The sequence below is a fragment of the Mesorhizobium sp. CNPSo 4671 genome, assembly GCF_057784245.1.
In genome coordinates this window covers 1-26992 of the sequence record NZ_JBWLUW010000020.1, presented here as the reverse complement: position 1 = coordinate 26992, position 26992 = coordinate 1, and the positions used below count along the sequence as shown (strand labels likewise).

Genomic DNA, 26992 nt, shown 5'->3' with positions numbered 1-26992 from the left:
CGGCGGGACAAACGACAGGCATAAAAACAAGGGCTGTAGAACAATTCCAGGAAAAGTGTGAAACGGTTTTCCCGGGAAAGCGCATAGCGCTTTCCCTTGGGAATTGCGTCAAAACAAAGAGTTAGAGCGGTTCGCCGTTTCCGTGAAACGGTGAACTGCTCTAAGCGTCGCCGGCTGGCCTGATCCTCAACCGGGCGATGCGGTTCTTGTCGCGCTTCATGACGATGAAGCGCTTGCCGTGGAAGGTGAAGGCCTGCTTCTCATCGGGGATCGACTGCGCCTCGTGGATGACGAGGCCGGCAATCGTGGTTGCTTCCTCGTCCGGCAGGTTCCAGTCGAGCGCCCGGTTCAGGTCGCGGATCGGCACATTGCCGTCGACGACGACGGAACCGTCGGCCTCCTGCTTGACGCCCTGGATATCGACATCATGCTCGTCGGCGATTTCGCCGACGATCTCCTCGATGATGTCCTCCAGTGTCACCAGCCCTTCGACCTCGCCATATTCGTCGACGACGACGGCGAAATGCGCCTTGCGGCGCAGGAAGGCGTTGAGCTGTTCCTGCAAGGTCGTGGTGTCGGGCACGAACCAGGGTTTCGAGGCGATCTTCATCACATCGATCTTGGAAAAATCATTGCCGACTTCGTTCAGAGCGCGCAGCAGATCCTTGGCGTGCAGCACGCCGACAATGTTGTCGAGCGAGCCCTTCCACAGCGGCATGCGGGTGTGCGGGCTCTGCAGGATCTCGCGCACCACCGCTTCCGGCGCATTGTCGGCATTGACCGAGCGCATATTGGTGCGGTGGACCATGATGTCGGAGACTTCGAGCTCTTCGAGGTCGAACAAGCCACCAATGCGGTCGCGATCCTCGCGCACCACCTGGCCGTCGCGGCGGAAATCGTCGACCGCACCGCGCAACTCGTCCTGGCTCGAGCGCTGCGGCTCGATGCGCGACAGTTCGTAGCCGAACATGGCGAGAAGGCGCGTGCGCACCGCAATGACCAGCAGGATGAGGATGGCAAGGACGGTGACGATGACCCAGCCGTTGTCCATCTCAGCCGGCTTTCCGGCTGGCTGGATGGATTTCCCTCAGGAACGACAGCACTTCCGAAGCCGGAACGTCCTTGGCAATAAAAGCCTGGCCGATGCCGCGCGTCAGGATGAAGGTCAGCGCGCCGCGTGACACCTTCTTGTCCTGGGTGATGAAGGCAAGCAGCGCCTCGGCATCGGGCAATTCGCCCGGAATGTCGGCCATGCGCCAGGGCAGGCCGACGGCGCGCAGATGCGTCTCGACGCGCGCCGCGTCGTCGGGGCTCGCCAGATTGAGCCGCGAGGAGAACCGATGCGCCAGCGCCATGCCGATCGCGACCCCCTCGCCGTGAACGAGACGGGTTCCGTCATACTGCGTGGCGGCTTCGAGCGCGTGGCCGAATGTATGGCCGAGATTGAGAAGCGCGCGGTCGCCGGTCTCGAACTCGTCGCGGGCGACGACATCGGCCTTGGCGCGGCAGGCCTCGGCAATCGCCTGCGCCCGCTCCGGCCCGCCGGCGAACACCTTTTCCCAGTTCGCTTCCAGCCAGGCGAAAAGTTCCGGCCGGTCGATCAGCCCGTATTTGGCGAGTTCGGCATAGCCGGCACGGAATTCGCGGATCGGCAGCGTGTCGAGCACTTCCGTGTCGGCCAGCACCAGCCTGGGCTGCAGAAAGACACCGACCAGGTTCTTGCCGCGCGGGCTGTTGATGCCCGTTTTGCCGCCGACCGAGGAATCAACCTGTGCCAGAAGCGAGGTCGGGATCTGCACGAAATTCATGCCGCGCCGCACGATGCCGGCGGCAAAACCGGTGAGATCGCCTATGACGCCGCCGCCCAGCGCGATGACGACGTCGCCGCGCTCCAGCCTGGCGGCCAGAATCCCGTCGACCACCGCTTCGAGATGGGCGAAGCTCTTGGTCTTCTCGCCGGGCGGCATCGTGATGACGGTGGGCTGGATGCCACCCTTCTCAAGCCCGGCCTTCAGCGTATCGTGATGCGCGGCGGCGACATTCTCATCGGTGACGACAGCCGCGCGTGTGCCCGGCAGCCGACGCGAAATCTCCTCACCCGCGCGCGATAAAAGGCCGGAGCCGATCAATATGTCGTAGGCCCGGTCGCCAAGCCCGACTTCGACGGTGACGGGCCGGTCCGCGCTCACGATTCGACCTCGCCCGTCGCTGCGATTTCATCGATGCCGAAATGCCGGCACAGTGCGTCCAGCACCTCGGCGGCGATGACCTCCTTGCGGTCGTCGCGGGTCGGCACGGTGACATCTGACGTCGCGTAGACCGGATAGCGCTCGCCCATCAGCCGCTCCAGCACGGCGCGGGGGTCGGCGCTCCTCAAAAGCGGCCGGTTTTGCTTCTTGGAAACCCGCTCCATCAGAAGATCGAGTTCGGCCTTCAGCCACACCGACACGCCATGGCCGACGATAGCCTCGCGCGTCTGCACGTTCATGAAGGCGCCGCCGCCGGTCGAAAGCACCTGCGGGCCGTTCTCCAACACACGCAGGATCACGCGCTGCTCCAGGGCCCTGAACTCGGTCTCGCCATAGCGTTCGAACAGCTCCGGAACGGTCATGCGCGAGACGCTTTCGATCTCCTGGTCGCTGTCGATGAAAGGCAGCGAAAGCATCGTCGCCACTTTGCGGCCGATCGCCGTCTTGCCGGCACCCATCAGGCCGACAAAGACGATGGACCGGCTGCCCAGCCGGTCAAGCAGCGCGGCGTAGGTCTCGCCTGGAGGATTTGCCTGGTGCGCGTTCATCAGCTGTTTCTTGGGCCCTCTTTGCCGGCGTATCGACATGAAAAGCCGGTTTGCGTCAAGCGTGCCTAGCGGCCAGAACCCTATATCGGCTGGCGGACGCCTGCATCAGAAGTTGCTAACAGGCCTCCGCTTCTTCCTTGAATTGGCCGGATTGGCGTCCCATAAGGGCACAGGGTTTGGAAACGCAGAACAAGAAGACGAGCGAAAATTGATGCCGACACTGTTTCGCTTTGTCGTGACTCTCGCGATTCTGGCCGGCATTGCCTATGGTACGATGTTCGCGCTGGTGATGTTCGTCGAGCCGAAAAAAGCGGAGATGAGCGTCCGCATTCCGCCGGAAAAGCTGAATCCCAAGAAAAACTGAATCCCGAAGAAAACTGACCCGCAGGAAATGAACAGCGCCGCCCGCATCGAGGCCTTCCTGGAAATGATGAGCGCCGAGCGCGGTGCTGCCGAAAACACGCTGTCCTCCTACCGCCGCGACCTCAAAGACGCGTCGACCGAGATCGAGGGCGGGCTTGCCGGTGCGGCCGCCGGCGATATCCGCGCCTATCTGGACGATATCGCCGCGCGCGGCTTCGCGCCGACCTCGCAGGCACGCAAGCTGTCGGCGATCCGCCAGTTCTTCAAATTCCTCTATGCCGAGGGCCTGCGCACCGACGACCCGACCGGCACGCTGGACAGCCCGAAAAAGGGCCGTCCGCTGCCCAAGACGATGAGCGAGGCAGACACCGGCCGGCTGATCGACCGCGCCGCGCAGGAAGCCGGCGATGCCGGGCTAGGCCACAGCGACCGGCTGGCAGCCCTGCGCCTGCATGCGTTGGTCGAGGTGCTCTATGCCACGGGCTTGCGCGTTTCCGAGCTGGTCGGCCTGCCGGTGACGGTAGCGCAGCGTGACGACCGCTTCTTCATGGTGCGCGGCAAGGGCGACAAGGAACGCATGGTGCCGCTGTCAGCCAAGGCACGCACGGCAATGCGTACCTGGCTCGCCGCTCGGGCCGGGGTGCCCACCTTCGCCGACAGTCCGTTCCTGTTCCCGGCGGCATCCGACAGCGGCTATCTCTCGCGCCAGGTCTTTGCCCGCGACCTGAAAGGGCTGGCGGCACGGGCCGGCATCGCCTCGGCGAAAATATCGCCGCACGTGCTGCGCCATGCTTTCGCCAGCCATCTGCTGCAGAACGGCGCCGATCTCAGGGCCGTGCAGCAGCTGCTTGGCCATGCCGACATATCGACGACACAGATTTACACCCATGTGCTGGAGGAGCGGCTGGTGCGGCTGGTCAACGATCATCATCCGCTTGCCGACTAGGCCTCATATCGCTATGTGAGGACGACATTTCACCGCCCGGAGCCCTGGTTTCAACGGTTCCGCAGTCCTTGCCTTCCGACGTATCGGTCCGCTCAAGCATGTACAATTACCTCGATTTCGAAAAGCCGGTGCAGGATCTTGAGCTCAAGATCCTCGAGCTGAAGAAGCTTGCCGAGAATGGCGAGGCGGTCGACGTTGCCGACGAGATCACTAGGCTCGAGAAGCGTTCGCGCGACGCGCTGCGCGATCTCTACAGGGCGCTGACGCCCTGGCAGAAGGTGCAGGTGGCGCGCCACTCCGACAGGCCGCACTGCGTCGACTACATCAAGGGCCTGTTCAGCGACTTCACGCCGCTCGCCGGCGACCGCAATTTCGGCGAGGACCAGGCGATCGTCGGTGGTTTCGCCCGCTTCCGCGGCGAGCCTGTCGCGATCATCGGCCAGGAGAAGGGCTCGGACACGACCAGCCGCCTGAAGCACAATTTCGGGTCGGTACGCCCCGAGGGCTATCGCAAGGCGGTGCGGCTGATGGAACTGGCCGACCGCTTCAAGATTCCACTGTTGACGCTGGTCGACACGGCGGGCGCCTATCCCGGCGTCGGGGCCGAGGAGCGCGGCCAGGCCGAAGCCATTGCCCGCTCGACCTCGGCCTGCCTTGCGCTGAAAGTGCCGTCGATCTCGGTGGTCATCGGCGAAGGCGGTTCGGGCGGCGCCATCGCCATCGCCACCGCCAACCGCGTCTACATGCTCGAACACGCCATCTATTCGGTGATTTCGCCGGAAGGGGCGGCCTCGATCCTGTGGCGCGACACCACGCGCTCCAAGGACGCGGCGACCAACATGAAGATCACCGCGCAGGATCTTCTGGAGCTGAAGATCATCGACGCCATCATCCCCGAGCCGATGGGCGGCGCCCAGCGCGCGCCCGAAACGGTGATTGCCGCGACCGGCGACCTCATCGCCAAGACGATGAAGGACTTCGCCGGCGCCAACACCGACTTCCGCGAACAGCGCCGCGAGAAATATCTGGCCATGGGCCGCAGCCTCTGACGGCCCTCTGACAGCGGTACGAGGCATCGGAAGCCCTTCCCCGCGGCAATGTGGCGGCAATGAGCAATTTCGCCACAAAAATGCCGCCGGATTCGGGTCAATGAAATTGCCGTGAGGGGTTGGTCGAAGCTTGCGGTAAGGAATTTTCAAGGTTAACGGGCTTACGGTCCGTCGGTGTTCAGCATACGGGCTCGGCCGTTTCGAAGCCATTGGCCCGAGGGAAAGACATAGCCGTATCCATGTTTGCCAAGCTCGCCCGCACCGGAGTCCTCGTCACCTCGATAGCCGTCGCCGGCTGCAATGATTCGTCGATGAAGGACTTTGCCCCGGAAGCCAACAAGCCGCTGCCGGACAAGATCCTGGCCGATATGAAGGCCAAGGGCATGATCCGCACCTCCTCGGTGATGGCGCGCATCTTCAAGGAAGAGGGCAAGCTCGAGATCTGGAAGGCCAAGACCAACGGCCGCTACGACATGGTGGCGAGCTATGACATCTGCAAATGGTCGGGCAAGCTCGGGCCGAAGTACACCGAAGGCGACCGCCAGGCGCCGGAAGGCTTCTACACGGTGCGGCCGTCGCAGATGAATCCGCGCTCGAACTATCATCTGTCCTTCAACATCGGCTTTCCCAACGCCTATGACCGCGCCAATGGCCGCACTGGCCAGAACCTGATGGTGCACGGCGCCTGTTCGTCCTCGGGTTGCTATTCGATGACCGACGCGCAGATCGAGCAGATCTATGCCTTCGGCCGCGATGCCTTCCAGGGTGGGCAGACCGAGTTCCAGGTCGAGGCCTTTCCGTTCCGCATGACCGCCGCCAACATGGCGCGTTACCGCAACGACCCGAACTACGAGTTCTGGAAGATGCTGAAGGTCGGTTACGACAATTTCGAGATCACCAAGGTGCCGCCTAAGGTCGATGTCTGCGAGAAGCGCTATGTCTTCAACCAGGTCGCCGCCGACGGCCAGACATTCGATCCTACCGGACCGTGCCCGGCGACCACCCAGCCGGATTCGCTGAAGAGCGCCTACAACGCCTATCAAAGCACCTACGACGCGGCGTTCAGCGGCGCGGTCAAGGCGAGCGTTCCCCCGCCCAAGCCGACAATCGCCGGCATCAAGGAAGCCAGCATCGTCTCCGACTGGTCGAAGCGCCGGGCGCGCGGCGAGCGGGTGCCGATCGATCCGCCCTCGCTCAACAACGACGGCACGGTGACCGAGACCGCACGCATGGGCCGCATCGATTCGCCCGCCGGCCGCAAGATGGCAGCACTCGATGCCGAAAAAGCCGCCAAGCAGAAGGCCGAGGAGCAGAGGCTGGCTGCCATTGAGGCCGCCAAGCAAGCCAAGGAAGCCGCCAAGGCACAAGCGCTCGCCGAAAAGGAAGCAGCCAAGGCCGCCAAGGAAGCCCCGGTCGCGACCGCTACCATCGCCGCCCCCACCGAGGCCGCACCGGTAGCCGAGACGCAAGCCGCCGACGCCGGCGAAGGCACGGTGACGAAGCTGAAGAACAAGCTGCTCGGCATGTTCGGCGGCTGAGCCTACCTTGGCCGGGGACACTGCTATCTACGACCTCAAGGGCCTGAACTGCCCGCTTCCCGTGCTCAAGGCGAAAAAGCGCCTGGCCGGAATGGAGCCGGGCAGCCGGCTCTGGCTAGAGACCACCGATCCGCTGGCTGTCATCGATATCCCGGCATTCTGTGCCGACAGCGGCCATCATCTGGTCGAAACGTCAGCCGTTTCCGGCGGACATCGCTTTCTGGTCGAACGCGGCGGACAAGAGTCTTAAGGGGACTACCGCCCGGCGATCGCCAGCGGATTGTTTTCCAACGCCGCGCGGTCGGGCGTGTCGATCGACGGCCGGTTGGTGAAGGCGGCGAACAGCCGGCGCACATAGTCCTCGGGCATATCAAGTGTGATCAGCACCAGCCGCGTGCCACGCTGGCCGTCCGGCCAGACTGGCAGCCGCGCCGGCGGATGCAGGATCTTCTGCACGCCGTGTATGACCAGCGGCCGTGAGCGATCTTCCTGTAATTCGATCACGCCCTTCATGCGCAGCAGCTTCTCGCCATGCGTCGAACGCAGCAGATCGAGGAACATCTCGATGGCCGAAAACGGCACCGGACCGTCATGGACCAGCGAATAGGAGCGCACGCGCCGATCGTGGCGATGGCCATGATCGTGACTGTGCTCGCGGTCATGGTTATGCCCGTGGTCATGACCATCATGGTGGTGGTGATCGTGATCATGCGCTGCTTCCTCGCCGAGCCAGCGCCGCACGTCGGCGGATTTGGTGGCGGGATTGTAGAGGCCGCAGTCAAACAGTGCCGCCACGCCCGTTTCTGAATCACCGGCCTCGAGCAGTTCAGCGCCTGGATTGACCTGCCGCAGGCGCGCCCGCAGCGTTTCGAGGTCGCCGGCATCGGTCACCAGATCGGCCTTGCTGAGCACGATGCGGTCGGCGACGGCGACCTGCTTGACCGCCTCGACATGGGCGTCGAGCGTGGCTTTGCCATTGACCGCGTCGACCAGCGTGATGACCCCGTCGAGCCGAAACGCCTGGACAAGTGCCGGATGCGCCATGATCGACTGCAGCACCGGTGCCGGGTCGGCAAGGCCGGTGGTCTCGACGATGACACGGGCAAGCCGGGCGATGCGGCCGGTCTGCAGCCGGTCGACCAGGTCGGCCAGCGTGTCGACCAGTTCGCCGCGCACCGTACAGCACAGGCAGCCGTCCGAAAGCTGGATGATGCCGTCGGAAGCCTGCTCGACCAGGAGATGGTCGATCGCCACCTCGCCATACTCATTGATGATAACCGCCGTATCGGCCAGCGCCGGGTCCTTCAGCAGCCGGTTGAGCAGCGTCGTCTTGCCGGCACCGAGGAAGCCGGTCAGCACCGAGACGGGGATCGGGAATCCGCTCATCAGTTTAGTTCGCGGCCTTGATCGGCTGGTCACCTTGGGCTGCTGAACCCACCACAGCCGGACCGATGCCGGTCGGCGCAGGCCGATCGGGCCGCCAGCTCGGGATCGGCACGTCGGCATATTCCTGGCCGCCCTGGTCGAGCATCGCCTTCGGCGCCGGACCGGTGGCGCCGCCGAGGCCGACGGCAACCAGCGTCGGCACATGGTCGAGCTTTTCCTGATAGGGCGATTTCGGCGCGTCCTTGACGGCGGCGGCAGGCGGCGCCTCGGACTGCTCCTCCTTCGTCTTCTTCTTGCAGACCTCGTCATGCATGTCGTTGGGCGAGAGCGTGTCGCCATAGGGCGCCAGCGTCGCGACGGTGGCCAAGCCGGCAGCTTGCGTGTCAAACCCCTGGTCGAGCAGTTTTGCCGCGGTCTCGGCGCGGCTGACCGCCGACTTCTCGCCGAGCACGACCGCGACCAGCGTACGGCCGTTGCGCGTCGCCGAACCGATCATGTTGAAGCCGGAGGGGCAGACGAAGCCGGTCTTCATGCCATCGGCACCGGGATAGCGGCCAATCAGGAGATTGTAATTCGGGATAGCCTTCTTGCCGACCGCAAGACCTTCGATCGAGAACCACGGCGCATATTGCGGAAACTCGCTACGGATCGCCATCACCAGGACCGAAAGGTCGCGCGCCGTCGTGTACTGGTCGGGCGAGTAAAGCCCGTTCGGGTTGACGAAATGGGTGCCGTTCATGCCGAGCCGGGCGGCCTCGGCATTCATCCTGTCGGCGAAGGCTGCTTGCGAGCCGCCGACATTCTCGCCGACCGCCATGGCGATGTCATTGGCCGATTTGACCAGCATCATCTTCAGCGCGTTGTCGAGCCGCATCACCGAGCCCGGCTTGAAACCCATCTTGCTCGGCGGTTCGCCGGCGGAGTGCTTGGTCACCTTTATCGGCGAATCGAGCTGGACTTCGCCTGCCGCGATCGCCCGGAAGGTCACATAGGCGGTCATCAGCTTGCTGAGCGAAGCCGGATACCAGCGCTTGAACGCATCCTGGTGCTGCAGGATCTGGCCGTTCTTCAGGTCGAAGACCACCACCGGATTGGCCGGCGCCGGCCCGGCCAGGACCGACAGCATGATTGCGCCAGCCGGGAATAGTTTGAGGAAATGCCTGTGCCGCATGATCTAATCCGAAATCGCCTCTTGCCGTAGTCGCCCCTGGCTCCGTAAGATTTCGTTACGTGACCGCCAGCATAATGAGTCCGCCCCTCAAAAACGGACTGCATCGTTGCGGTGCTATTTACCCTATGTGACGCCAACATGGCAAAGTGCCTGACAATCACAATCGAAAGACCGGGCACAATTGCAAAACACCAGGCTGAAGCCGGCTGCTCCAACAACGAATGGAACCATCATGCCAATCCTGAACCGCGCCGCTGAAATGCAGGACGAAGTCGCCGGCTGGCGCCGGCATCTGCACCAGACGCCGGAGCTGAATTTCGACGTCTTCAAGACGGCGGCTTTCGTCACCGAAAAGCTGAAAGAGTTCGGCTGCGACGATGTGGTCACCGGCCTCGGCAAGACCGGCGTCGTCGGCATTATCCGCGGCCGCCGGGGCGAAGGCGCCACCATCGGCCTGCGCGCCGACATGGACGCGCTGCCGCTCAACGAGGTCACAGGCAAGCCCTACGCCTCGACCGTTCCCGGCAAGATGCACGCCTGCGGCCATGACGGCCACACGGCGATGCTGCTGGGTGCCGCGAAATATCTCGCCGAGACGCGCAATTTCGCGGGCTCCGTGGCGGTCATCTTCCAGCCGGCGGAGGAAGGCGGCGGCGGCGGCAACGAGATGGTCAAGGACGGCATGATGGAGCGCTTCGACATCTCGAAGGTTTTTGGCATGCACAACATGCCGGGCCTGCCTGTCGGCCAGTTCGCCATCCGCCCGGGTCCGATCATGGCGGCGACGGCCGAATTCACCATCACCGTGAAAGGCAGGGGCGGTCATGCCGCGATGCCGCACGGCACGATCGACCCGATCGTCATCACCAGCCAACTGGTCGGCGCGCTGCAGACAATCGCATCGCGCAGCACCGATCCGGTCGAGGCCGTGGTGGTGTCGGTGACCAAGTTCCATGCCGGCGACGCCTACAACATCATTCCCGAATCTGCCGAGATCGCCGGCACCGTGCGCACCTTACGCAAGGAGATCGCCAAGAAATCCGAGGAGCGCATCCGCACCATCTGCGAGGGGCTGGCGACCGCTTTCGGTGCCAAGATCGAGGTCGACTACCAGGCAAACTACCCCGTGACCTTCAATCATGCCGAGGAGACGGTATTCGCCAGCGACATAGCGGCGACCGTCGCCGGAGACGCCTATGTCCATCGCGGTATCCAGCCGGTGATGGGCGGCGAGGATTTCTCCTACATGCTGGAAGCCCGTCCCGGCGCCTTCATCTTCATCGGCAATGGCGAAACCGCCGGTCTTCACAACCCGGCCTATGATTTCAACGACGAGGCCATCCCGCATGGCATGAGCTACTGGGTGAAACTGGCGGAAACCGCGCTCGCCGCGTGACGAGCACCGCACAAAAGGCTGGCCGATTGCATGCGGCCGGCCTCTTGGCGAAACGGTCCGAAGCGGCTATGTGTCGGGCCGCGTGGTCCCGTAGCTCAGTAGGATAGAGCGGCAGATTCCTAATCTGTAGGTCACAGGTTCGATTCCTGTCGGGATCACCAATCAGTCACTGCAAATATGAGTCGCAGCAGCTGGCTCGAAATTCGGGTGATTTGTCCGAGGGTTAGCCGCAGCTCTGGCTCGGCCAGTGGGTCGACTAGACTGGGCACGGAGCCTTTGCGCGCTTTAGCTATCACCCGAAGCCGGCCGCGCCCAGCAATTCGGCGGCGGCGTTGCCGCAAGGCAATTTGTTCAACTCGGATCACCGGCACGCGCCGATGATGGCAAGGAAAGGTTGAGGAAGGCATCGACCGAATGACATCTGGCATCCACCACATCACGCTGGTTACACGCAAAGTCCAGGCCAACGTTGATTTCTATGTCGGCTTTCTCGGACTGCGCCTGGTCAAGCGGACCGGTGGTTTCGAAGACGCCGAGCAACTGCATCTGTGTTATGGCGACAGCATCGGTTCGCCGGGGTCTCTGATCACCTTCCTCGTGTGGGAGGACGGATCACCCGGCCGGATCGGCCTCGGTCAGGTCGCGGAAGTCGCGCTGTCCGTTCAGCCCGGCGCCATCGGCTTCTGGATCATGCGGTCATTGCAATTCGGACTGAATGCGAGCGGACCAACACAGGAATTCGGCGAGCCCGTGCTGCGCCTGACCGATCCGGACGGCGTAGCGATCAAGATCGTCGGCAGCGCCCTGCCCGCATATGCGTCACCGGCCGCCGGCCCGGGAATCGAACCGGCCAACGCAATCCAATGCATCCGCGGCGCGACGATCTTCTCGGCGGTTGCCGAGCAGACGTCGGCATTCCTGCAGGATTACTTCGGCTATCGCCCGCTCAAGCACGCCGGAACCGTGCAGCGCCTCATCTCGGACAGCGGGGACGTTGTCGATATCCGTGACGCCGTTGGCTTCTGGCCTGGCGTACCAGGGACCGGCGTCGTCGACCATATCGCCTTCCGCACGCCGGGCGTCGCTGCCCTGGAGACGGTGGAGCGCCGACTTGCGAGCCGCAACTCCAGCGTCACCAATGTTCACGACCGTAAATATTTCGTGTCGCTCTATGTCCGTGAGCCGGGAGAGACCTTGTTCGAACTCGCAACGGATGGACCCGGAATGACGGTCGATGAACCTGCCGAGACCCTCGGTTCGGTGCTCTTCGTTCCGCCTTCCGATGCCGAGCGGGCCGAAGCCATCCGCACGCGGCTGCCGCAGTTTTCGCTGCCTGGCGAGGACCGCATCCGGTATCTCGACCTGCCCTTCGTGCACCGGTTCCATGTCCCAGCCGACCCGGACGGCACGACGCTCGTTCTGTTGCATGGGACCGGCGGTAACGAGGCCGACCTGATGCCGTTCGCGGCAAGCCTGGCGCCGCGCGCCACCTTGCTGGGGGTGCGCGGGCGCAGCGTCGAGGAGGGGACCCTGCGCTGGTTCCGCCGGTTTTCGGCTACCGCGTTCGATCAAGCCGACATAAGGGCCGAGGCAGAAGCCTTTGCCGCCTTCGTGGAAGGCGCGATCAATGGTTATCGGCTGGACCCGGGCAAGCTGGCGTTCCTCGGATATTCCAACGGCGCCAACTTCCTGGCAGCGGCGATGCTGCTGCATCCGCCCCTGGCCGAGCGCGCCATCCTGCTTCGCCCCTCCCTGGTCCTCGAGGCCCGGCCGGACGCGGATCTGTCGGGCTGCCGGATAGTGATGATCGAGGGACGCGATGATCCCTATGCATCGCTTCTCCCCGGTCTTGCGGCGGTCCTGAGCGAGCGTCACGCGACAGTGTCCGCGCTAACAGTGCCTGCGGGCCACGAGTTGAGCGATGCCGATCTGCACGCCCTGGGACCGTCGATAGAAAACTGGTTCGCCTGACCATGCGCACCCTTGAGAACCGTCGGGCAGCGGAGGCGAGCGGGAAACCTCGCCTGCATTGGCATTTCGGCATTCGTCTGCTGCATTGGTTGACCGTGATCGCGCTCGCGGCGCAAATCGCCATTGCCTTCGGGCCGATGCGGGGGCCGGGCATGGCGATGATGAACTGGCTGCCGCTTCACATGTCGATTGGCGTGACGATCCTGGCCATCATCGTCCTCAGGCTTTGCTGGCGCAGCTTCACCCAGGTTCCGGTCAGGCCAACCTCGCGGTTCATGCGGTTTGCGACGGCTTTCTTCCACATATTTCTCTACGCCACGATCCTCGCCGTCCTGATAACGGGATGGCTGGGCTACCGGCCAATGCCTTTCATGCCTCCCGCACGGCTGTTCGGAAACTTGCCCGTGCCGCTGGCGCCATCGGTCGGCGCACTGTCGGCAAGGGGCTTCGCGTCCATTCATCAGAAGCTGGTCTGGATACTGCTTGGACTTGCCGGTGTTCACGTCCTGGCTGCCCTGGCGCATTTCGTGCTGTTGCGCGATGGTGTCATGCAAAGCATGGTTTTTGGCGGGTCGAGCACGGCCTCTCAGGACCAGAGCGATTCCAGGAAAACGGGTAACGGCTGATCACGCCGTCGCCCACAACCCTGCCGCAATGATCACCGCATAGCGTGCAGCCTTGCCTGTTGCGACAAGAGCGACGAACACGCCGAGGTTCACGCGTGCAGCCCCCGCCGCAAGCGTGAACGCATCCCCGACGACCGGCAGCCAGGCAAACAACAGCGTCCATCCGCCAAAGCGCCGGAACGTTCGGCATGCCTGCTCGTAGCGATCCGCAGTGACAGGGAACCAGCTTTTGTTCCGCAGCGTGTCGATGCCACGCCCCAGAACCCAGTTCACCACGGAGCCCAGCGTGTTGCCTATCGTGGCGACGGCAAGAAGCAGCGCGGGATCGCCGCGGCCCGAGACGATCATGCCGGCGAGCACCGCCTCCGATGAGACGGGCAGGACGGTTGCGGCGAGGAACGCGCTGAGGAACAGTGCGCCGTAGAGCGCCGCCACGTCGGGCTATGCCTGCACGTCGACAATGCCCATCATACCGAGTTGCTCATGCTCGAGGATATGGCAGTGATACATCTTCGGCCCCGGCCGGTCCTGCCGCAACAGCAGCCTGACCGTCTCTCCACGCGCGACGTTGACGGTGTCTTTCCAGGCGCGATAGGCCGGCTTGGATATGTTGCCGCCGCGTTCGTGCTCGATCACCTGGAATTGCGTTCCGTGCACGTGAAACGGATGATCCATGTCCGCCTGGTTGACGATCTCCCAGAGTTCAACCTGCCCAGCCTTGGCGACGACGTCGATGCGCTTCATGTCGAAAGCGGCGCCGTTGATCAGGAACCCCATCTCCATGCCATTGGCGTTCATGGCCATGGTTTCGGTGAAGACGAAACGCCGGCTGACGGCAGGAGGTCCGAGCTGCGCGATCGGCCGCAGCCTGTCCGGTAGTGGCGGAACAGGGTCCGCCTCGGTCTGCGAGACATTGACCGTGAACAGCGTCAGCCCAGCATCGGCAGGCCGCCCGGGACCCATCCAACCCCGATCGTAGTCAAGCGTGGTAAGCGCGGCCGCGCCGACCTGGTCGAAAGAGACGATCAGTTCAAGCCGTTCCGCCGGACTGAGCAGGATGTCGTCGGCTGCAACCGGCGCTTCCAGCAGACCGCCGTCGGTTCCAATGATGGTCATGAGCGCGCCGGCGAAGGAGAGCCGCAAAAACCGCGCGTTGGTCGCATTATACAGCCGAAAGCGCCGCTTGGTGCCAAAGGGGACCGTCAGTGTAGGATTCTTCTGCCCGTTGACCAGCACATGGTCGCCGACGCGCCCATTCATCAGGTCCGTCATCGTGTTGTCGGGCAAGGTGCCGTCGGCGGCAAGGCGAAGGTCGGTGAACACCAGCACGGTGTCGCCATAGGCGGCCGGGATCGGATCGGTCTTCGACCTGACCACGAACGCGCCGGCAAGGCCGCGATAGACCTGCTCTGCCGTCTTGCCGTGCGGATGCGGGTGATACCAATAGGAGCCGGCACTGCCTTCCGGCAGGTCGAAGCTGTAGGTGCGATCAGTGCCCGTCGCGACAGGATCCATCGGATTGCCGTCCTGGTCGGCGGGCACCGGCATGCCGTGCCAATGGATGGTGCTTGCCTCGTCCGCGATCCGGTTGGCGAAGGTGATCTCGACGCGGTCGCCCTCGGCCGCCTCGATGAGCGGCCCGGGGCTGGTGCCGTTATAGGCTAGGATCGGGGTGTCCAGCTCTTCCGCAAAGCGCACTGTGGCGGACTGAGCCGTCAGCGTCGCCTTGAACAGGCCGGGCGTGCTGGCTTCGTTGGCGAGGCGCGGCAGATCGCGAAGGGCTTCTCCTTCCGGCAGCACGGGCGCGCCTTGTGGCGCCGCGCCCATGTGGCCTGCGTGGCCGCCCATATCCATGCCGGGCATGTCGTCCATCTTCATCTGGGCAACAGCACGCTCACTCACAAGAACCGTCGCAAGACCTGCCGCCAGAAAACCTCGCCGATGCATCGGTCGTCTCCTCGATCAGTCGTTGAACACCAGAGGCGATCCTAAGAGACCGCCGATGCCCGGCCAGGTCAATGCGGCGTTTGGGCCACCTGGTTGGCCCGATACCGTGGCTGTTGGAGGCTCTCCCATACTGGCGCTATGCGGTCGGCACCAAATGTCCGCCATGGTGCCGACCATTGGCGGCTACGCGAACAAGCCGCCTCAGCCGACCCTGACCACAAAATGCTTGGTGACCGGCTCAATGACCTTCCAGGTTCCCTTGAAATCGGCTTCCACCACGAAGGCATCGCCAGGGCCGACTTCGACAGGTGTGCCGCCGTCGGGCGTGATGATGATGCGGCCGGCGATCATGTGCACGAACTCATAGTCGGTGTAGGTCGCGTGATAGGTGCCGGGCGACGCCCGCCACGTTCCCGACATCACCTTGCCGTCCTCGGTCGTGTGCTGGACTGCGGTCTGCATGGTCGGGTGGCCTTCGACCACGATCCAGCCAGGCAGATCGCCGGCTTCCGCGTGTTCGATCGCGCCGAATTTGAGGATCGTCTTGTTCGTCATGCCGGGTTCCTTCTGCTTCATGTGTCGCAGAGGTCGGATAGCTGATGCATGGCACGGGAGCAATGCATGCTCGATGACAACGTGCGGGCGTATACGCGCCTCGGCGTCTTGGGAAATCCTGCCGCCCGCGGCCGCCTTATGGCTTGTGCCTGGCCGAGACCAGTTCCGCCTTGCGCCGCGCCGTCTCCAGTCCGAGGCCGATGAAGGTGCGGGCGTGCTTGGCGAGCGCCATATTGTCGGTCCACAGATTGCGCCAGATGGCGGTCTTCTTCGACAGGTTCTCGTCGACGATCTCCGACGAGAAGGATTCGAAGCTGAGATCGTCGGCATAGCCGATGGCGGTCAGTGCATCGAAGATCGCCGCGAAGTCGATATTGCCGGTGCCGAGGAAGCCGCGATGGCTCTCGCCGATATGGACATAGCCGATCTTGCCCGCGGCGTGGCGTATGGCCAGCCCGACATCGGCTTCCTCGATGTTCATGTGGAACGTGTCGAGGTGCAGGAAGATGTTGTCCGAGCCCGTATCCTCGATGAAGGCGAGACCTTGCGCGGCGGTGTTGAGCAAATTGCTTTCGAAACGGTTGACGATCTCGAGGTTGAGCGTGACACCGGCCGCCTTCGCCGTCTCGGCGACCTTGGCCAGCGCAGCAGTGCTGCGGTTCCATTGATCGCGCGTCGGCGCTTCGACCTGCAGGCCGTGGCTTGCCGACAGAATACCGGCGACCTTGCTGCCGCCGAGATCGCGCGTCAGCGCGATGGTCTGGTTGAGGATCTCGACGCCGCGCGCGGCGACCCCCTTGTCGGCGCTCGATATGTCGCCATCTCCGGGCAATCCGATGCTGATCGCCACGCCGAGGCCGAGATCGGCGATGCGTTTGGCAAGCCCGCCAATGTCGACATCGGCAGGGTCGAGATAGGAGAATTCGATCAGGTCGAAGCCGGCCTCCCTGGTGTTGGCCAGCGTGCGTTCAAGTGCGCTTTGCGCCGAGCTTGCCGACCAGACGAAAGAATGGATTCCGATGCGCGCCATGATCGTCTCCGGTTTGCGATGATGAAGAAGGGCGCGGCCGGATCAACCCAGCCGCGCCTTTAGAGCAATTCCAGGAAAAGTGTGTAGCGGTTTTCCGTTCGGAATTGCGTCAAAACAAAGAGTTAGAGCGGTTCGCTGTTTCCGTGAAACGGCGAACCGCTCTAGGCGTGATCAGCGGGCCGCGGTCCAGCCCTTGTAGTCTTTCAGGTTCTCGGCGGTGATCAGCTTGGGATCGAGCAGCACGGTCGGCTCCGCCGGCTTCTTGCCGGCGAGCAGTTCCGCCGCCATCGTCAGCGACTGGCCGGCCATCACATAGGGATCCTGCGAAGCCGAGGCCTTAATCATAGACGTGCCGGAAGAAAGCTCCTTCTCGATATCCGGCGCGCCGTCGACCGCAGTGAAGATGAACTCGGAGCGGTTGAGCTGCTTGGCGGCAAGCTGGGCGCCGATCGCCGTCGGATCGTTGATGGCGAACACCGCGTCGATCTTGTCGAAACGGGTGAGCAGCGACTGGAACACTTTCAGGCCGCCGTCGCGCGAGCCTTCGGCGTTCTGGTCGTCAGACAGGATCTTGATGTCGGCATGCTGCGAAAGCACGTTCTTGCAGCCCTTGACCCGCTCCAGGATCGACGACGATGCCGGACCGTTGAGGATGACGTAGTCGCCCTTGCCGCCGGTATGATCGACCAGATACTGGCAGGCCTCCTCGCCGGCCTTGACGTTGTTGGTCATCACGGTGACGTCGGCGCCCGGCGCCGAGACGTCGAAGGCGGCAACAATGATGCCGGCGGCCTGTGCCTTCTTCACCGCCGGCGCGATCGCCTTGGCATCGACCGCGTTGAGCATGATGACGTCGACGCCGGCGGCGATGAAGGAATCGACCTGCGAGACCTGCTTGTTGAGGTCGTAGTCGGCCGACACCGACGTCACCTCGACCTTCGGGTTGATCTTCTTGGCCGCGTCCTCGATGCCCTTGATGGTGGCGACGAAGAAGGGATTGCCGAGCAGGCCGACCGAGATGCCGACCTTGTTGAGGTCCTTGGCCGATGCCGGCGCGATGGCGACGGCCGCGAACGCGGCGCCGCAGAGCAGTTTGGCGATGGTCTTCATTACGCTTACTTCCTCCTGATGCACCGAGCCTCTCACGGTGCGTTACACAAGCCGGTCTTTGATGCCGGCGACCAGGTCACTCACGTTCTCGCCCCTGCCTGGAGCCGGTAGCGGTCGAGGGCGACCGCCACGATGATGACCAATCCCTTGATGATGTACTGCCAGATGTCCGAAACGCCGGCCAAGATGAGCCCGTTGGACAGCACCGCGATGATCAGGCCGCCGATCAGCGTGCCCCAGATCGAGCCGACGCCGCCGACGAAGCTGGTGCCGCCGAGGATGACGGCGGCGATGGCGTCGAGCTCGTAGGACTGGCCGAGCTGCAGGCCGTTGGCGGCGTAAAGCCTGGCCGCCGACATGGCGCCGCCGAGGCCGGCGAGCAGGCCGGACACGCCATAGACGAAGAGCAGCACCAGCGGCACCTTGATGCCGGTCAGCCGCGCCGCTTCGGCATTGCCGCCGACGGCATAGATCCAGGTGCCGAGCACGGTGCGCTTGAGCACCAGCCAGGACAAAACGACCACCGACAAAGCGATGACGACCAGCCAGGGAATGCCTAACAGCGAACCATTGCCGATGAAGTCGAACGGCAGGTCCGAGTTGAACACGGTGGTGTCCTGCCCGAGCAGGCGGGCAATGCCGCGCACCGCCGTCAGCGACCCCAGCGTGACGATGAAGGGCGGCAGCCTGATATAGGCGACGAGCAGCCCGTTGATGAGACCGAAGCCAAGCCCGGCCAGGATGGCCGCCGGCACGCCGAGCAGTCCCCAATCCGGCACCAGTGACACCAGCACCGCCACCATTGCCGATGCGGCGAGGATGGAGCCAACCGACAGGTCGATCCCGCCAGTCAGGATGACGAAGGTCATGCCGGCGGCGAGCACAATATTGATCGACGATTGCTGCGTGACAATGAGCAGGTTGGTCTCGGTGAGGAAGCGCGGATTGATGAACTGGAAGCCGGCCGCCAGCAGCACCAGCACCGGCAGCATGCCAAGCGCGGCGAAGGCGGTGCGCAGCCGCCGGCTCCTGACCGTCTGATCCACGCTGGTCATCGTTTTGTCGGTCATTCCTGGGCCGCTCCCGTCGCAAGTTCCATGATCGCTTCCTGACGAAGCGGCTCGCCCCCGGATGCCGTCACCTCGCCGGCTATGGCGCCATCGCGCATCACCAGCACGCGGTCGGCGACGCCGATCACCTCGGGCAATTCGCTGGAGATCATCAGGATGGCGATGCCGCTGTTGGCGAGATTGTCGATCAGCCGGTAGATTTCCGACTTGGCGCCGACGTCGACGCCGCGCGTCGGCTCGTCGAGGATGACGACCTTCGGCTCGGTCTCCAGCAGCCGGGCGAGCAGCACCTTCTGCTGGTTGCCGCCCGACAGCGAGCCGGCATTGGCCTGCGCCGAGCGGGTGCGGATCGACAGGTCCGCGATCGCCTTTGCCGCGCGCCTTTCGGCGGCGCTGAAGTCGCGCAATCCGCCGGTCCGCGCGTCCCTGGCTAGCACGCCCATGCTGATGTTGTCGGAGATCGACATGTCGAGGAACAGGCCGAGCTCCTTGCGGTCCTCGGTCAGATAGGCAATGCCGGCATCGAGCGCCTCGCGCGGCGAGCCGATGGAGATCGGCTTGCCATCGAGTTCCAGCGTGCCGGCGCTGCGCCTGTCGGCGCCGAAGATCAGCCGTGCAAGCTCGGTACGGCCGGAGCCGACGAGACCCGCCAGAGCCAGCACCTCCCCCTTGTGCAGGTCGAACGAGCAGTTCTTCAGCAGGCGTCCGTCGGACATGCCGCGCACCGAGAGTGCGATGGCGCGCTTCGCGTCCGGCGGACGATGATCCTTCTTGTAGAAGGCGGAGAGATCGCGGCCGACCATCATCGACACCAGCCGCGAGGCGTTGAGGTCGGCGCGCTCCAGCGTGCCGACATAGCCGCTGTCGCGCAGCACGCTGACGCGGTCGGCGAGCTGGTAGACCTCTTCCATGCGATGGCTGATGTAGATGATGGCGATGTCTTGCGCCTTCAGCGTCGCGATCACTTCGAACAGGCTGTCGGTCTCGCGCGAGGTCAGCGACGTCGTCGGCTCGTCCATGACGATGATGCGCGCATTGGTCGACAGCGCCCGCGCGATCTCGACCAGCTGGCGTTCACCGAGCGACAGGCTGGAGACCAGCGCACGCGCCGAGAAGGAGACACCGAGCCGCGCGATGATTTCGTTCGCGCGCCGGCTGCACTGCTCGCGGTCGACGATGCCGAAGCGCCGCGGCTCGTTACCGAGGAAGATGTTCTGCGCCACCGTCAGATTGGGCGCCAGCGACAGCTCCTGATAGATAACTGCTATGCCTGCGGCACGCGCCTTGATCGGATCGCCGGTCGCGGCGGCCATGCCATCGATCAGAATCTCGCCGCCGGCATCCGGCCGATAGGCGCCCGACAGCACCTTCATCAGCGTCGACTTGCCGGCGCCGTTCTCGCCCATCAGCGCGTGCAGCTCGCCGGCATGGACGGTGAGCGAAACATCCTGCAAGGCGCGGATCGCCCCGAAGGTCTTGGAGATGTGACGCATCTCCAAGACCGGCTGGCGGGTTGCCTGGATCTTTGCGGCCGCTGTCATCGTCCTCCACCCGCCGCCTTGATGGCCGCGCCCTGCCCGCCAACGCGATCGCGCCAGGCGTCGCGATAGCCGGCAAGGCCGGTGAAGCGCGTCGCATGCACCGGCTCCGGCGTCTCGGCGGCGAAGTCGCGGCCGACGCTCTCGAAGGCAAGCGCCGCCGCGCCCGTGGCGCTGCCCTCCAACGTGGCGCCTTGCAGGAAGGCCTGGCCGGGACGCAGCTCGGCCAACAGCCCGGCGAGCAGGCCGCCAGTGTTCAGCCCGCCATCGACGATGACGGTGTCTTGCGAATGGATGAGGTCTAGGCAGAGATCGACCATCAGCGCCACGTAAAGCAGCGCCGCCGCGGCGCGTTCTGCGGCATCGGGCGTGCGCCCGACCAGGCGGCCGTCACGGTCCGGCATCGGCCCGCCCGGCGCGAAGCTCGGCAGCGCCATGATGCCGGCGTCGATCGCCTGCTGGATCGAGCTGTGCGGGATCGCGCCTTGCCAGCCGCCGCTGATGGCGGCGAATTCGCGCCCGCCCATGAAGCGGATGGTCGGCACCGGGCCGCCGTCAACATCGACATTGACCAGCATGTCGCGGTCACGGTCGAGCACGTCCAGCGGACGGTCGGGATTGAGCACGACGACCCAGGTTCCGGTCGACACCACGGTCAGCCGGCCAAGCTCCTGGCGCCGATAGGCATGGAGCGCCGCATTCGAATCGTGGACGCCATTGTGGATGGCGATCGGCCGCGCCGCGCCGCCAAGGTGCCGCTCGCCGATCACGGTGCCGGCGCGCGCGAAGGCCGGCATCTGGCCGCGCCACCCCTCGGCATCGACCAGCGAGGAGAAGTCCCGTTTGCGCGGCGCCCACAAATGCGAATGGCAGCCGAGATAGGACACTTCCGAAACGGCTCGGCCACCGAGGCGCCAGCTCCAGTATTGGGGATAGCCCAGGATCGATTTCGCCGCCGCGAACGCGTCGGGATCGACTTCCTGCAGCCACAGCATGTGACGGCCATAGTTGAAGCCGAGCGGCAGGCGGGGCGAGAAGGTCTCGGCGAAATCCGGAATACGGCGATCAATTTGGGCCGCGATTTCGGCCGGCGGCTCCTGCTCGTAATCGAGGATCGGATGCGTCAGCGCGGCGTCATCGACCAGGGCGAAGGTGCAGCCATGGCCCGACACCATCACCCCGTCCACGCCATGGCTTTCGACCACGTCCGTGACGGCACCGAGCGCCCAGTCATGGAGAGCGGCCTCGTCGAGCACGCTGAAGCCGTCCTGGCGCGTCCATTTCGGCTGTGTGCGGCGCTCGTCGAGGATGCGTCCATCCTGGCCGAAGACGAACAGCTTCGAATTGGTCTTGCCGAAATCGAGAACCGCCACTTTCACGGGACGGCTCCCAAGGTGGACGCAATCCGCACCATGACGCCGGCATCCTCCAGCATCCGCGCATCGGCATCGGACAGGCCATCATCCGTCACCAGCGTGCCGATGCGCGACAAAGGCAGCGCGACATTGCGCGCGTGGATCGACAGTTTGCGGCTGTCGGCCAGCACCACGATCTGGTCGGCGCAGAGGCTGAGGTCGACGATGGAGCGCACCAAAAGCGGATGCGATTCCAGCACGCCTTCCTGGTTGAGGCCTTGCGCGCCGAGAAAGAATTTCGAGGCGTAGAAGGGCGTCGCCTGGGCCGACGAATGGATGATGCCGGGTTCGCGATGCAGGTCGCCGCCGGCAACCGTCAGGCTGCAATGGCCATGGTCGCTGAGATAGGCCGCGAGCGGCATCGAGTTGGTGTAGAGGCGGATGTTTCGGTCGGCGAGCCTGACGCCGAGATGGAAGCAGGTCGAGCCGCCATGGACGATGACCGCGTCGCCGTCGCGCACCATGGTCGCCGCGAGGGCCGCGATCTGCCGCTTGGCCTCGACGGCGAGGTCACGGTTCTCGTCATAGGGCCGGGCATAGGCGACGCCCGCATGCGATGCGCCGTCGAGCGCTGAAATCCCGCCATAGACCTTGCGCGCCTCACCGGCCTCATCGATCCGGTCGATGTCGCGCCTGACCGTCGCCGCCGAAACGCCAAGCCGCTCCTGCAGCTCGCGCACCGAGGCGAACGGGCGATCCCGCAGCAGTTCGACGATCTGACGCTGGCGGCCGAGGTCGCTCAACTTTTTCCTCCCAATGCCATTTTTCCATGGCAATTGGCGCAACTTACTCAACATTAGTCAGATTGCAAGGCAGTTTTGACGATAGTAGATCACTGTTGACGCAGATCGCTCATATCTGCGATATCAGCGCCAACAGCGGCCCGGGCGACGGGATTTCGTGCAAGCGTTTGAAGGAAAGGCGCCATGGCAACCCAAGCTGACGCGCAGGAACTGGCGGCCTTACGGGCGCTTTCGGCCAGCATTGGGCTCAATCCGCATATGACCCAGGCGGCGGGCGGCAACACCTCGCTCAAGGCCGGCGACACGCTGTGGATCAAGGCCTCCGGCACATGGCTGAAGGATGCGCTGAGCGACGACATCATGGTGCCGGTGGCGATGGCGCCGCTGCTCGAGGCGGTCGAAGAACGCGATCCGGCCGCCGACACGCCGCAGGCCTTCACCATCGACGAATTCAACCCGCGCGGCCTGCGCCCGTCGATCGAGACCACGGTGCACGCCTTGATGCCACAGCGCGTGGTTCTCCATGTGCACTGCGTCGATACGATTGCGCTTGCCGTGCAGGCCGATGGCGAGGCCGAGGTCGCCAGACGGCTCGGCGGCATCCAATGGGCCTACGTGCCCTATTTCCGGCCGGGCCTGCCGCTTGCCCGCGGCATTGCCGAGAAAATGCGGCCCGGTGTCGACGTGCTCATCCTTGGCAATCATGGGCTGGTCGTCGCCGCCAAGACCGTTGCCGAGGCGGAGCGACTGCTCCACCGCGTCCGCTCGCTGTTGGCACGGCCGGCGCGCGAGACTGCAGCGCCCGATATCGCGGCCCTGACGGCGCTTACCCACAACAGCGTCTACCGCTTGCCCGCGGATGCCGAAGCCCATGCGGTCGCGCTCGATCCGGAAAGCCGCCGCATGGCGGAGGCCGGCAGCCTCTATCCGGACCATGTCATCTTCCTCGGTCAGGGCTCGGTGGTGGCAAGACCGGGCGAGGATTCGGCCGGTGTCACCACGCGTCTCGGTGCCACACCAGCGGCAATCCTGTTTCCCGGCACCGGCGTGCTGATGCGCGGCGACGCCAGCGCCGGGGCCGATGCCATGCTACGTTGCCTCGCCGATGTGACGGCACGCGTCGATGTCGCGGCGCGGCTGAACTACCTCACCGCCGCCGAGAATGACGAACTGGTCAATTGGGACGCCGAACAGTATCGCCAGAAGCTGAATGCCACAGGCGGCTAGCAAAGGACTGAAGACATGATGCCTCTTGTCATCGGCATCGACATCGGCACGTCGGGCGCGCGCGCCGTCGCCATGCGCCCGGATTTTTCCATTACCGCCCAGTCCGCCGTTCGGCTCGACAAATTCGGCCAAAATCCCCGTGACCCCTCGGCATGGTGGCAAGCGGTCGAGGCGGCTCTGACGGAACTGCTTGCGGGCATCGACCGCACTGCTGTCCGTGCCATCGCCATCGACGGCACGTCCGGCACGCTGCTGCCGGTCGACGCCGCCGGGCGACCGCTGGCCGAACCGCTGATGTACAACGACAAGGTCGACGACGCCGGCATCCTGGCCGACATCGGCCGCCAGGCGCCTGAAGCGAGCGCCGCCCACGGCGCGACCTCAGGCCTCGCAAAGGCGTTGCGGTTCCAGCATCTGCCCGGCATCACGGCCGTGCTGCACCAGGCCGACTGGATTGCCGGAAATCTCTCAGGCCGCTTCGACGTCAGCGACGAGAACAACGCGCTGAAGACAGGCTATGACGTCGAGGCGCGCCGCTGGCCGGACTGGATTGCGGCGACCGGCATGCGCATGGATCTGTTACCTGATGTCATCGAGCCAGGCGACGTGATCGGCACGCTCACCGCGGCCGCCGCGCAGCTGTTCGGTCTGCCGCGCGATGTGGCCCTGGTCGCCGGCACCACGGATGGCTGCGCCTCCTTCCTGGCGACCGGCGCTACCACGGCCGGCGACGGCGTCACGGCGCTGGGATCCTCGCTCACCATCAAGATCCTTTCCGACCGGCCGATCTCGGCGCCGCGCTTCGGCATCTACAGCCATCGCCTCGGCGACACCTGGCTGGCCGGCGGCGCGTCGAATTCCGGCGGCAAGGTGCTGGCGCAGCACTTTTCGCTGGCGCGGATCATCGAACTCAGCGCGGCAATCGACCCCACGACAGAGACCGGGCTCGACTACTATCCGCTCGGCATGGCCGGCGAGCGCTTTCCCATCGCCGATCCGGCCCTGCCGCCGCGCCTTTCGCCGCGGCCCGCAGACGACGCCGACTATTTCAAGGCGATGCTCGAAGGCATGGCCGCGATCGAGGCGCTCGGCTACCGCAGGCTGGCCGAACTCGGCGCGCCAGCGCTGACTTCGGTCAGGAGCGTCGGCGGCGGCGCTGCAAATAAGGCCTGGACGGCAATCCGGCAGCGCAAGCTCGGTGTCGCATTCCTGCCCACACTTTCCGATGAGGCGGCCGCCGGCACGGCGCGACTGGCGCTGAAGGGTGCAAGCAAGGCAGGACCGCTATGAGCGCGAAAACCATCGAGCGCCTCGAGGGCATCGGACCGCTGGTGGAGCGCTACCAGACCTTCCTGCTCGACCAGTTCGGCGTGCTGCATGACGGCCAGGCTCCTTATCCCGGCGCGGTGGAGGCATTGTCGGCGCTGAAGCGCGCCGGCAAGACGGTGGTGCTGATCTCCAATTCCGGCAAGCGCGCCAGACCCAATGAGGACCGCCTGCTGAAGCTCGGCTTCGCCGCCGGAAGCTGGGACCATTTTGTCTCCTCCGGCGAGGTGGCGTGGCGGTCCTTCAATGACATGGCGGCATCGGGAATGCTGCGTCCGGGGACAAAATGCCTGCTGATCAGCCGCGACAACGACCGCACGGCGATCGAAGGCCTGCCCTTCGTGCTGACCGAGGCCGGTGAGGACGCCGAATTGGTGCTGATCTCGGCCAGCGAGGGCGATCGCCATGACCTCGACCATTATCGCCAACTGCTTGCCCCACCGGCAGCGCGAAAGGTGCCGTGCTTCTGCACCAATCCCGACAGGATCATGCTGACGGCAGTCGGACCCCGCTTCGGCGCCGGAGAGATCGCCGATCTCTACGAAAACCTGGGCGGCAGCGTCACCCGCATCGGCAAGCCCTATCCGGCGATTTTCTCCGCGGCGCTGGCGTTGGCCGGCGAGCCTGGGCGCGGCAGCGTGGTCTGCATCGGCGACAGCGTCGAACATGACATAGCGGGCGGTAATGGCGTCGGCGTCGCCACGGCGCTGGTGCTCAGCGGAATATTGGCGGACACACCGGATCTTGCCGCCGTTTTCGACGAGCAGCAGGCCTGGCCCGATTACATTACGGGGTCCTTCAGCTTGCGCTGACCGCCTCGAGCATGCGCTTGGCGCTTTCCTCGTCGGTGATCAGGATCGTCGGCGCGATCAGGTGCATGGCGCCGAGCAGCGCCTCGGTCTTCTCCTCGCCGCCGGAGGTGAGGATGCGGATCGGCGCCGCGCGCAGGCGGTCGACTTCCACCGACATTACGTGGCTGTTGACGGGATGATCGACGAGATCGCCGTTGCGGTCGAAGAAATGGAACAGAAGGTCGCCGACGGCGCCACGCTCGAGCAGGGCCTCGCGGTCCGCTTCCCTGAGAAAGCCACCGCGCGAGAAGGTGGTGGCCGAGGCGATGCCGCCGACGCTCAGCAGAACGGCATCGAGCACGTTGGCCATTTCAAAAACCTCCTGCAGGCCGCAGCGCTCGACCAGCGCGACCTTGGTCTCCACGCTGTCGACGACGGCCGGCGTCGGGATCAGGTAGCCGTCGCCCTGGAAGATCTGGGCGAAGCGCCAGGCGAACTCAGCCGGGTTATAGCGCCTCACGACGCCGACACCGCCCAGCAGCGAAATGACCTTGAAGTCGGTAAGCGATTTGGCGCTGATGAAGGGCAGGCTGGAGAACAGCGTCCGGCCCCAGCCAACGCCGACGCGCATGCCGGACTTCATCGTGTCGGACAGGAAACTGCCCGTCTTGGCGCTGATCGCGGGGATCGGATCGGCATTGGGTGCGGTGAGTGGGGCGACCAGCGCCTGCTGCAGGCCGAACGTCCGCTCCAGCGCGCGCTCCAGCCGCACGATCTCCGACAATTCGCTCTCGATGGTGATCTTCACCTCGTTGCGCGAACGCGCCTCGGCCAGCATGCGCACGATGGTGACGCGGCCGACGCCCAGCACGTCGGCGATCTCGTTCTGCGTCATCTGCTCGACGAAATACATCCAGGCGGCCCGGATCCTGAGGCGGTCCGTCCGGCTTTCACTAGCGACCTGTTCAGTCGTTTCGGCTCCCGCCCGCCCCTCTTC

The 26992-nt window shown here is 64.6% G+C and carries 26 protein-coding genes and 1 tRNA gene; 12 read left to right on the top strand and 15 right to left on the bottom strand.

Going from position 1 to position 26992, the window contains the following annotated elements:
• Window positions 1-160 precede the first annotated feature (160 nt).
• Genes AC04SF_RS33410 through AC04SF_RS33400 form a run of 3 tightly spaced genes read right to left on the bottom strand, consistent with a single transcriptional unit; the run spans window position 161 to window position 2797 of the window.
• Window positions 161-1051 (bottom strand): HlyC/CorC family transporter, encoded by an 891-nt coding sequence (locus AC04SF_RS33410; RefSeq protein ID WP_096450791.1) that lies wholly within the window; start codon window positions 1049-1051, stop codon window positions 161-163.
• A 1-nt stretch (window position 1052) separates the two neighbouring features.
• Window positions 1053-2189, bottom strand: coding sequence for a 3-dehydroquinate synthase (gene aroB / locus AC04SF_RS33405; protein ID WP_488481243.1), 1137 nt, complete (start codon window positions 2187-2189; stop codon window positions 1053-1055).
• Window positions 2186-2797, bottom strand: a complete 612-nt coding sequence (locus AC04SF_RS33400; RefSeq protein ID WP_488481242.1) for a shikimate kinase — start codon at window positions 2795-2797, stop codon at window positions 2186-2188. Before AC04SF_RS33400 ends, aroB begins: the two co-directional genes overlap by 4 nt.
• Window positions 2798-3008: 211 nt before the next feature.
• On the opposite strand from AC04SF_RS33400, the gene AC04SF_RS33395 reads away from it, so the two are divergent.
• The 5 genes from AC04SF_RS33395 to AC04SF_RS33375 all read left to right on the top strand — a co-directional run bounded on the left by AC04SF_RS33395 (window position 3009) and on the right by AC04SF_RS33375 (window position 6943).
• Window positions 3009-3161 carry a hypothetical protein gene (locus tag AC04SF_RS33395; RefSeq protein WP_015315495.1) on the top strand — a complete coding sequence of 51 codons (153 nt, stop codon included), beginning with the start codon at window positions 3009-3011 and terminating at the stop codon, window positions 3159-3161.
• A gap of 27 nt (window positions 3162-3188) precedes the next feature.
• Complete coding sequence (locus AC04SF_RS33390) at window positions 3189-4106, top strand: site-specific tyrosine recombinase XerD (protein WP_488481241.1); 918 nt, start codon at window positions 3189-3191, stop codon at window positions 4104-4106.
• A gap of 98 nt (window positions 4107-4204) precedes the next feature.
• Complete coding sequence (locus AC04SF_RS33385; protein WP_488481240.1) at window positions 4205-5155, top strand: acetyl-CoA carboxylase carboxyltransferase subunit alpha; 951 nt, start codon at window positions 4205-4207, stop codon at window positions 5153-5155.
• 239 nt (window positions 5156-5394) lie between these two features.
• Window positions 5395-6693, top strand: a complete 1299-nt coding sequence (locus tag AC04SF_RS33380; RefSeq protein ID WP_488481239.1) for a L,D-transpeptidase family protein — start codon at window positions 5395-5397, stop codon at window positions 6691-6693.
• A gap of 7 nt (window positions 6694-6700) precedes the next feature.
• The gene (locus AC04SF_RS33375) at window positions 6701-6943 is read left to right on the top strand and encodes a sulfurtransferase TusA family protein (RefSeq protein WP_488481238.1); all 243 of its coding nucleotides are present in this window, start codon (window positions 6701-6703) and stop codon (window positions 6941-6943) included.
• Window positions 6944-6948: 5 nt separating this feature from the next.
• Here AC04SF_RS33375 and AC04SF_RS33370 read toward each other — a convergent pair whose 3' ends face one another.
• Together AC04SF_RS33370 and AC04SF_RS33365 are read right to left on the bottom strand one after the other, a co-directional pair.
• Window positions 6949-8079: a CobW family GTP-binding protein gene (locus AC04SF_RS33370; protein WP_488481237.1), complete on the bottom strand. Its 1131-nt coding sequence runs from the start codon at window positions 8077-8079 to the stop codon at window positions 6949-6951.
• Window positions 8080-8083: 4 nt separating this feature from the next.
• Window positions 8084-9250, bottom strand: coding sequence for a D-alanyl-D-alanine carboxypeptidase family protein (locus tag AC04SF_RS33365; RefSeq protein WP_488481236.1), 1167 nt, complete (start codon window positions 9248-9250; stop codon window positions 8084-8086).
• A gap of 232 nt (window positions 9251-9482) precedes the next feature.
• Between AC04SF_RS33365 and AC04SF_RS33360 the strand changes: the two genes are divergently transcribed.
• From AC04SF_RS33360 to AC04SF_RS33345, 4 genes are all read left to right on the top strand, one after another.
• Entirely contained in the window at window positions 9483-10646 is a 1164-nt protein-coding gene (locus AC04SF_RS33360) for a M20 aminoacylase family protein (RefSeq protein ID WP_488481235.1), read from the top strand.
• Between the two features lie 84 nt (window positions 10647-10730).
• Window positions 10731-10807, top strand: a tRNA-Arg gene (locus AC04SF_RS33355).
• 253 nt (window positions 10808-11060) lie between these two features.
• The gene (locus AC04SF_RS33350) at window positions 11061-12617 is read left to right on the top strand and encodes a VOC family protein (RefSeq protein ID WP_488481234.1); all 1557 of its coding nucleotides are present in this window, start codon (window positions 11061-11063) and stop codon (window positions 12615-12617) included.
• A gap of 2 nt (window positions 12618-12619) precedes the next feature.
• A complete protein-coding gene (locus AC04SF_RS33345) occupies window positions 12620-13243 on the top strand; it encodes a cytochrome b (protein ID WP_488481233.1) in 624 nt (207 codons plus the stop codon).
• Here the strand turns inward: AC04SF_RS33345 and AC04SF_RS33340 are convergent, their stop codons facing one another.
• From AC04SF_RS33340 to AC04SF_RS33300, 9 genes are all read right to left on the bottom strand, one after another.
• Window positions 13244-13678 carry a YqaA family protein gene (locus AC04SF_RS33340; RefSeq protein ID WP_488481232.1) on the bottom strand — a complete coding sequence of 145 codons (435 nt, stop codon included), beginning with the start codon at window positions 13676-13678 and terminating at the stop codon, window positions 13244-13246.
• Between the two features lie 6 nt (window positions 13679-13684).
• Window positions 13685-15190, bottom strand: coding sequence for a multicopper oxidase family protein (locus AC04SF_RS33335; RefSeq protein WP_488481231.1), 1506 nt, complete (start codon window positions 15188-15190; stop codon window positions 13685-13687).
• Window positions 15191-15391: 201 nt separating this feature from the next.
• Window positions 15392-15745 carry a cupin domain-containing protein gene (locus tag AC04SF_RS33330; protein ID WP_488481230.1) on the bottom strand — a complete coding sequence of 118 codons (354 nt, stop codon included), beginning with the start codon at window positions 15743-15745 and terminating at the stop codon, window positions 15392-15394.
• Window positions 15746-15881: 136 nt separating this feature from the next.
• On the bottom strand, window positions 15882-16775 hold the full coding sequence (locus AC04SF_RS33325; protein WP_488481229.1) for a sugar phosphate isomerase/epimerase family protein: 894 nt from the start codon (window positions 16773-16775) through the stop codon (window positions 15882-15884).
• A 171-nt stretch (window positions 16776-16946) separates the two neighbouring features.
• Window positions 16947-17885, bottom strand: a complete 939-nt coding sequence (locus tag AC04SF_RS33320; protein ID WP_096450820.1) for an ABC transporter substrate-binding protein — start codon at window positions 17883-17885, stop codon at window positions 16947-16949.
• Window positions 17886-17965: 80 nt separating this feature from the next.
• The gene (locus AC04SF_RS33315) at window positions 17966-18955 is read right to left on the bottom strand and encodes an ABC transporter permease subunit (protein ID WP_488481228.1); all 990 of its coding nucleotides are present in this window, start codon (window positions 18953-18955) and stop codon (window positions 17966-17968) included.
• Window positions 18952-20496, bottom strand: a complete 1545-nt coding sequence (locus AC04SF_RS33310) for a sugar ABC transporter ATP-binding protein (RefSeq protein ID WP_488481227.1) — start codon at window positions 20494-20496, stop codon at window positions 18952-18954. The genes AC04SF_RS33315 and AC04SF_RS33310 overlap by 4 nt, the downstream gene beginning before the upstream one ends.
• Window positions 20493-21872 (bottom strand): carbohydrate kinase, encoded by a 1380-nt coding sequence (locus tag AC04SF_RS33305; protein WP_488481226.1) that lies wholly within the window; start codon window positions 21870-21872, stop codon window positions 20493-20495. The genes AC04SF_RS33310 and AC04SF_RS33305 overlap by 4 nt, the downstream gene beginning before the upstream one ends.
• Entirely contained in the window at window positions 21869-22651 is a 783-nt protein-coding gene (locus AC04SF_RS33300) for a DeoR/GlpR family DNA-binding transcription regulator (protein WP_488481225.1), read from the bottom strand. The genes AC04SF_RS33305 and AC04SF_RS33300 overlap by 4 nt, the downstream gene beginning before the upstream one ends.
• A 183-nt stretch (window positions 22652-22834) precedes the next feature.
• On the opposite strand from AC04SF_RS33300, the gene AC04SF_RS33295 reads away from it, so the two are divergent.
• Genes AC04SF_RS33295 through AC04SF_RS33285 form a run of 3 tightly spaced genes read left to right on the top strand, consistent with a single transcriptional unit; the run spans window position 22835 to window position 26016 of the window.
• Window positions 22835-23878, top strand: a complete 1044-nt coding sequence (locus AC04SF_RS33295; RefSeq protein WP_488481224.1) for a class II aldolase/adducin family protein — start codon at window positions 22835-22837, stop codon at window positions 23876-23878.
• A gap of 15 nt (window positions 23879-23893) precedes the next feature.
• On the top strand, window positions 23894-25168 hold the full coding sequence (locus AC04SF_RS33290; protein WP_488481223.1) for an FGGY-family carbohydrate kinase: 1275 nt from the start codon (window positions 23894-23896) through the stop codon (window positions 25166-25168).
• Window positions 25165-26016 (top strand): TIGR01459 family HAD-type hydrolase, encoded by an 852-nt coding sequence (locus AC04SF_RS33285; protein ID WP_488481222.1) that lies wholly within the window; start codon window positions 25165-25167, stop codon window positions 26014-26016. Before AC04SF_RS33290 ends, AC04SF_RS33285 begins: the two co-directional genes overlap by 4 nt.
• Here AC04SF_RS33285 and AC04SF_RS33280 read toward each other — a convergent pair.
• Window positions 26003-26992: sugar-binding transcriptional regulator (locus AC04SF_RS33280; protein ID WP_488481221.1), on the bottom strand; the 990-nt coding region annotated here is incomplete at its 5' end. The genes AC04SF_RS33285 and AC04SF_RS33280 overlap by 14 nt on opposite strands.

Excerpts from the sequence above, each read along its gene's own strand:
- AC04SF_RS33410 (WP_096450791.1), bottom strand. The coding sequence starts at position 1,051 with ATGGACAACGGCTGGGTCATCGTCACCGTCCTTGCCATCCTCATCCTG.
- AC04SF_RS33400 (WP_488481242.1), bottom strand. The coding sequence starts at position 2,797 with ATGAACGCGCACCAGGCAAATCCTCCAGGCGAGACCTACGCCGCGCTG.
- AC04SF_RS33395 (WP_015315495.1), top strand. The coding sequence starts at position 3,009 with ATGCCGACACTGTTTCGCTTTGTCGTGACTCTCGCGATTCTGGCCGGC.
- AC04SF_RS33390 (WP_488481241.1), top strand. The coding sequence starts at position 3,189 with ATGAACAGCGCCGCCCGCATCGAGGCCTTCCTGGAAATGATGAGCGCC.
- AC04SF_RS33385 (WP_488481240.1), top strand. The coding sequence starts at position 4,205 with ATGTACAATTACCTCGATTTCGAAAAGCCGGTGCAGGATCTTGAGCTC.
- AC04SF_RS33380 (WP_488481239.1), top strand. The coding sequence starts at position 5,395 with ATGTTTGCCAAGCTCGCCCGCACCGGAGTCCTCGTCACCTCGATAGCC.
- AC04SF_RS33370 (WP_488481237.1), bottom strand. The coding sequence starts at position 8,079 with ATGAGCGGATTCCCGATCCCCGTCTCGGTGCTGACCGGCTTCCTCGGT.
- AC04SF_RS33365 (WP_488481236.1), bottom strand. The coding sequence starts at position 9,250 with ATGCGGCACAGGCATTTCCTCAAACTATTCCCGGCTGGCGCAATCATG.
- AC04SF_RS33360 (WP_488481235.1), top strand. The coding sequence starts at position 9,483 with ATGCCAATCCTGAACCGCGCCGCTGAAATGCAGGACGAAGTCGCCGGC.
- AC04SF_RS33350 (WP_488481234.1), top strand. The coding sequence starts at position 11,061 with ATGACATCTGGCATCCACCACATCACGCTGGTTACACGCAAAGTCCAG.
- AC04SF_RS33345 (WP_488481233.1), top strand. The coding sequence starts at position 12,620 with ATGCGCACCCTTGAGAACCGTCGGGCAGCGGAGGCGAGCGGGAAACCT.
- AC04SF_RS33335 (WP_488481231.1), bottom strand. The coding sequence starts at position 15,190 with ATGCATCGGCGAGGTTTTCTGGCGGCAGGTCTTGCGACGGTTCTTGTG.
- AC04SF_RS33330 (WP_488481230.1), bottom strand. The coding sequence starts at position 15,745 with ATGACGAACAAGACGATCCTCAAATTCGGCGCGATCGAACACGCGGAA.
- AC04SF_RS33325 (WP_488481229.1), bottom strand. The coding sequence starts at position 16,775 with ATGGCGCGCATCGGAATCCATTCTTTCGTCTGGTCGGCAAGCTCGGCG.
- AC04SF_RS33320 (WP_096450820.1), bottom strand. The coding sequence starts at position 17,885 with ATGAAGACCATCGCCAAACTGCTCTGCGGCGCCGCGTTCGCGGCCGTC.
- AC04SF_RS33315 (WP_488481228.1), bottom strand. The coding sequence starts at position 18,955 with ATGACCGACAAAACGATGACCAGCGTGGATCAGACGGTCAGGAGCCGG.
- AC04SF_RS33310 (WP_488481227.1), bottom strand. The coding sequence starts at position 20,496 with ATGACAGCGGCCGCAAAGATCCAGGCAACCCGCCAGCCGGTCTTGGAG.
- AC04SF_RS33295 (WP_488481224.1), top strand. The coding sequence starts at position 22,835 with ATGGCAACCCAAGCTGACGCGCAGGAACTGGCGGCCTTACGGGCGCTT.
- AC04SF_RS33290 (WP_488481223.1), top strand. The coding sequence starts at position 23,894 with ATGATGCCTCTTGTCATCGGCATCGACATCGGCACGTCGGGCGCGCGC.
- AC04SF_RS33285 (WP_488481222.1), top strand. The coding sequence starts at position 25,165 with ATGAGCGCGAAAACCATCGAGCGCCTCGAGGGCATCGGACCGCTGGTG.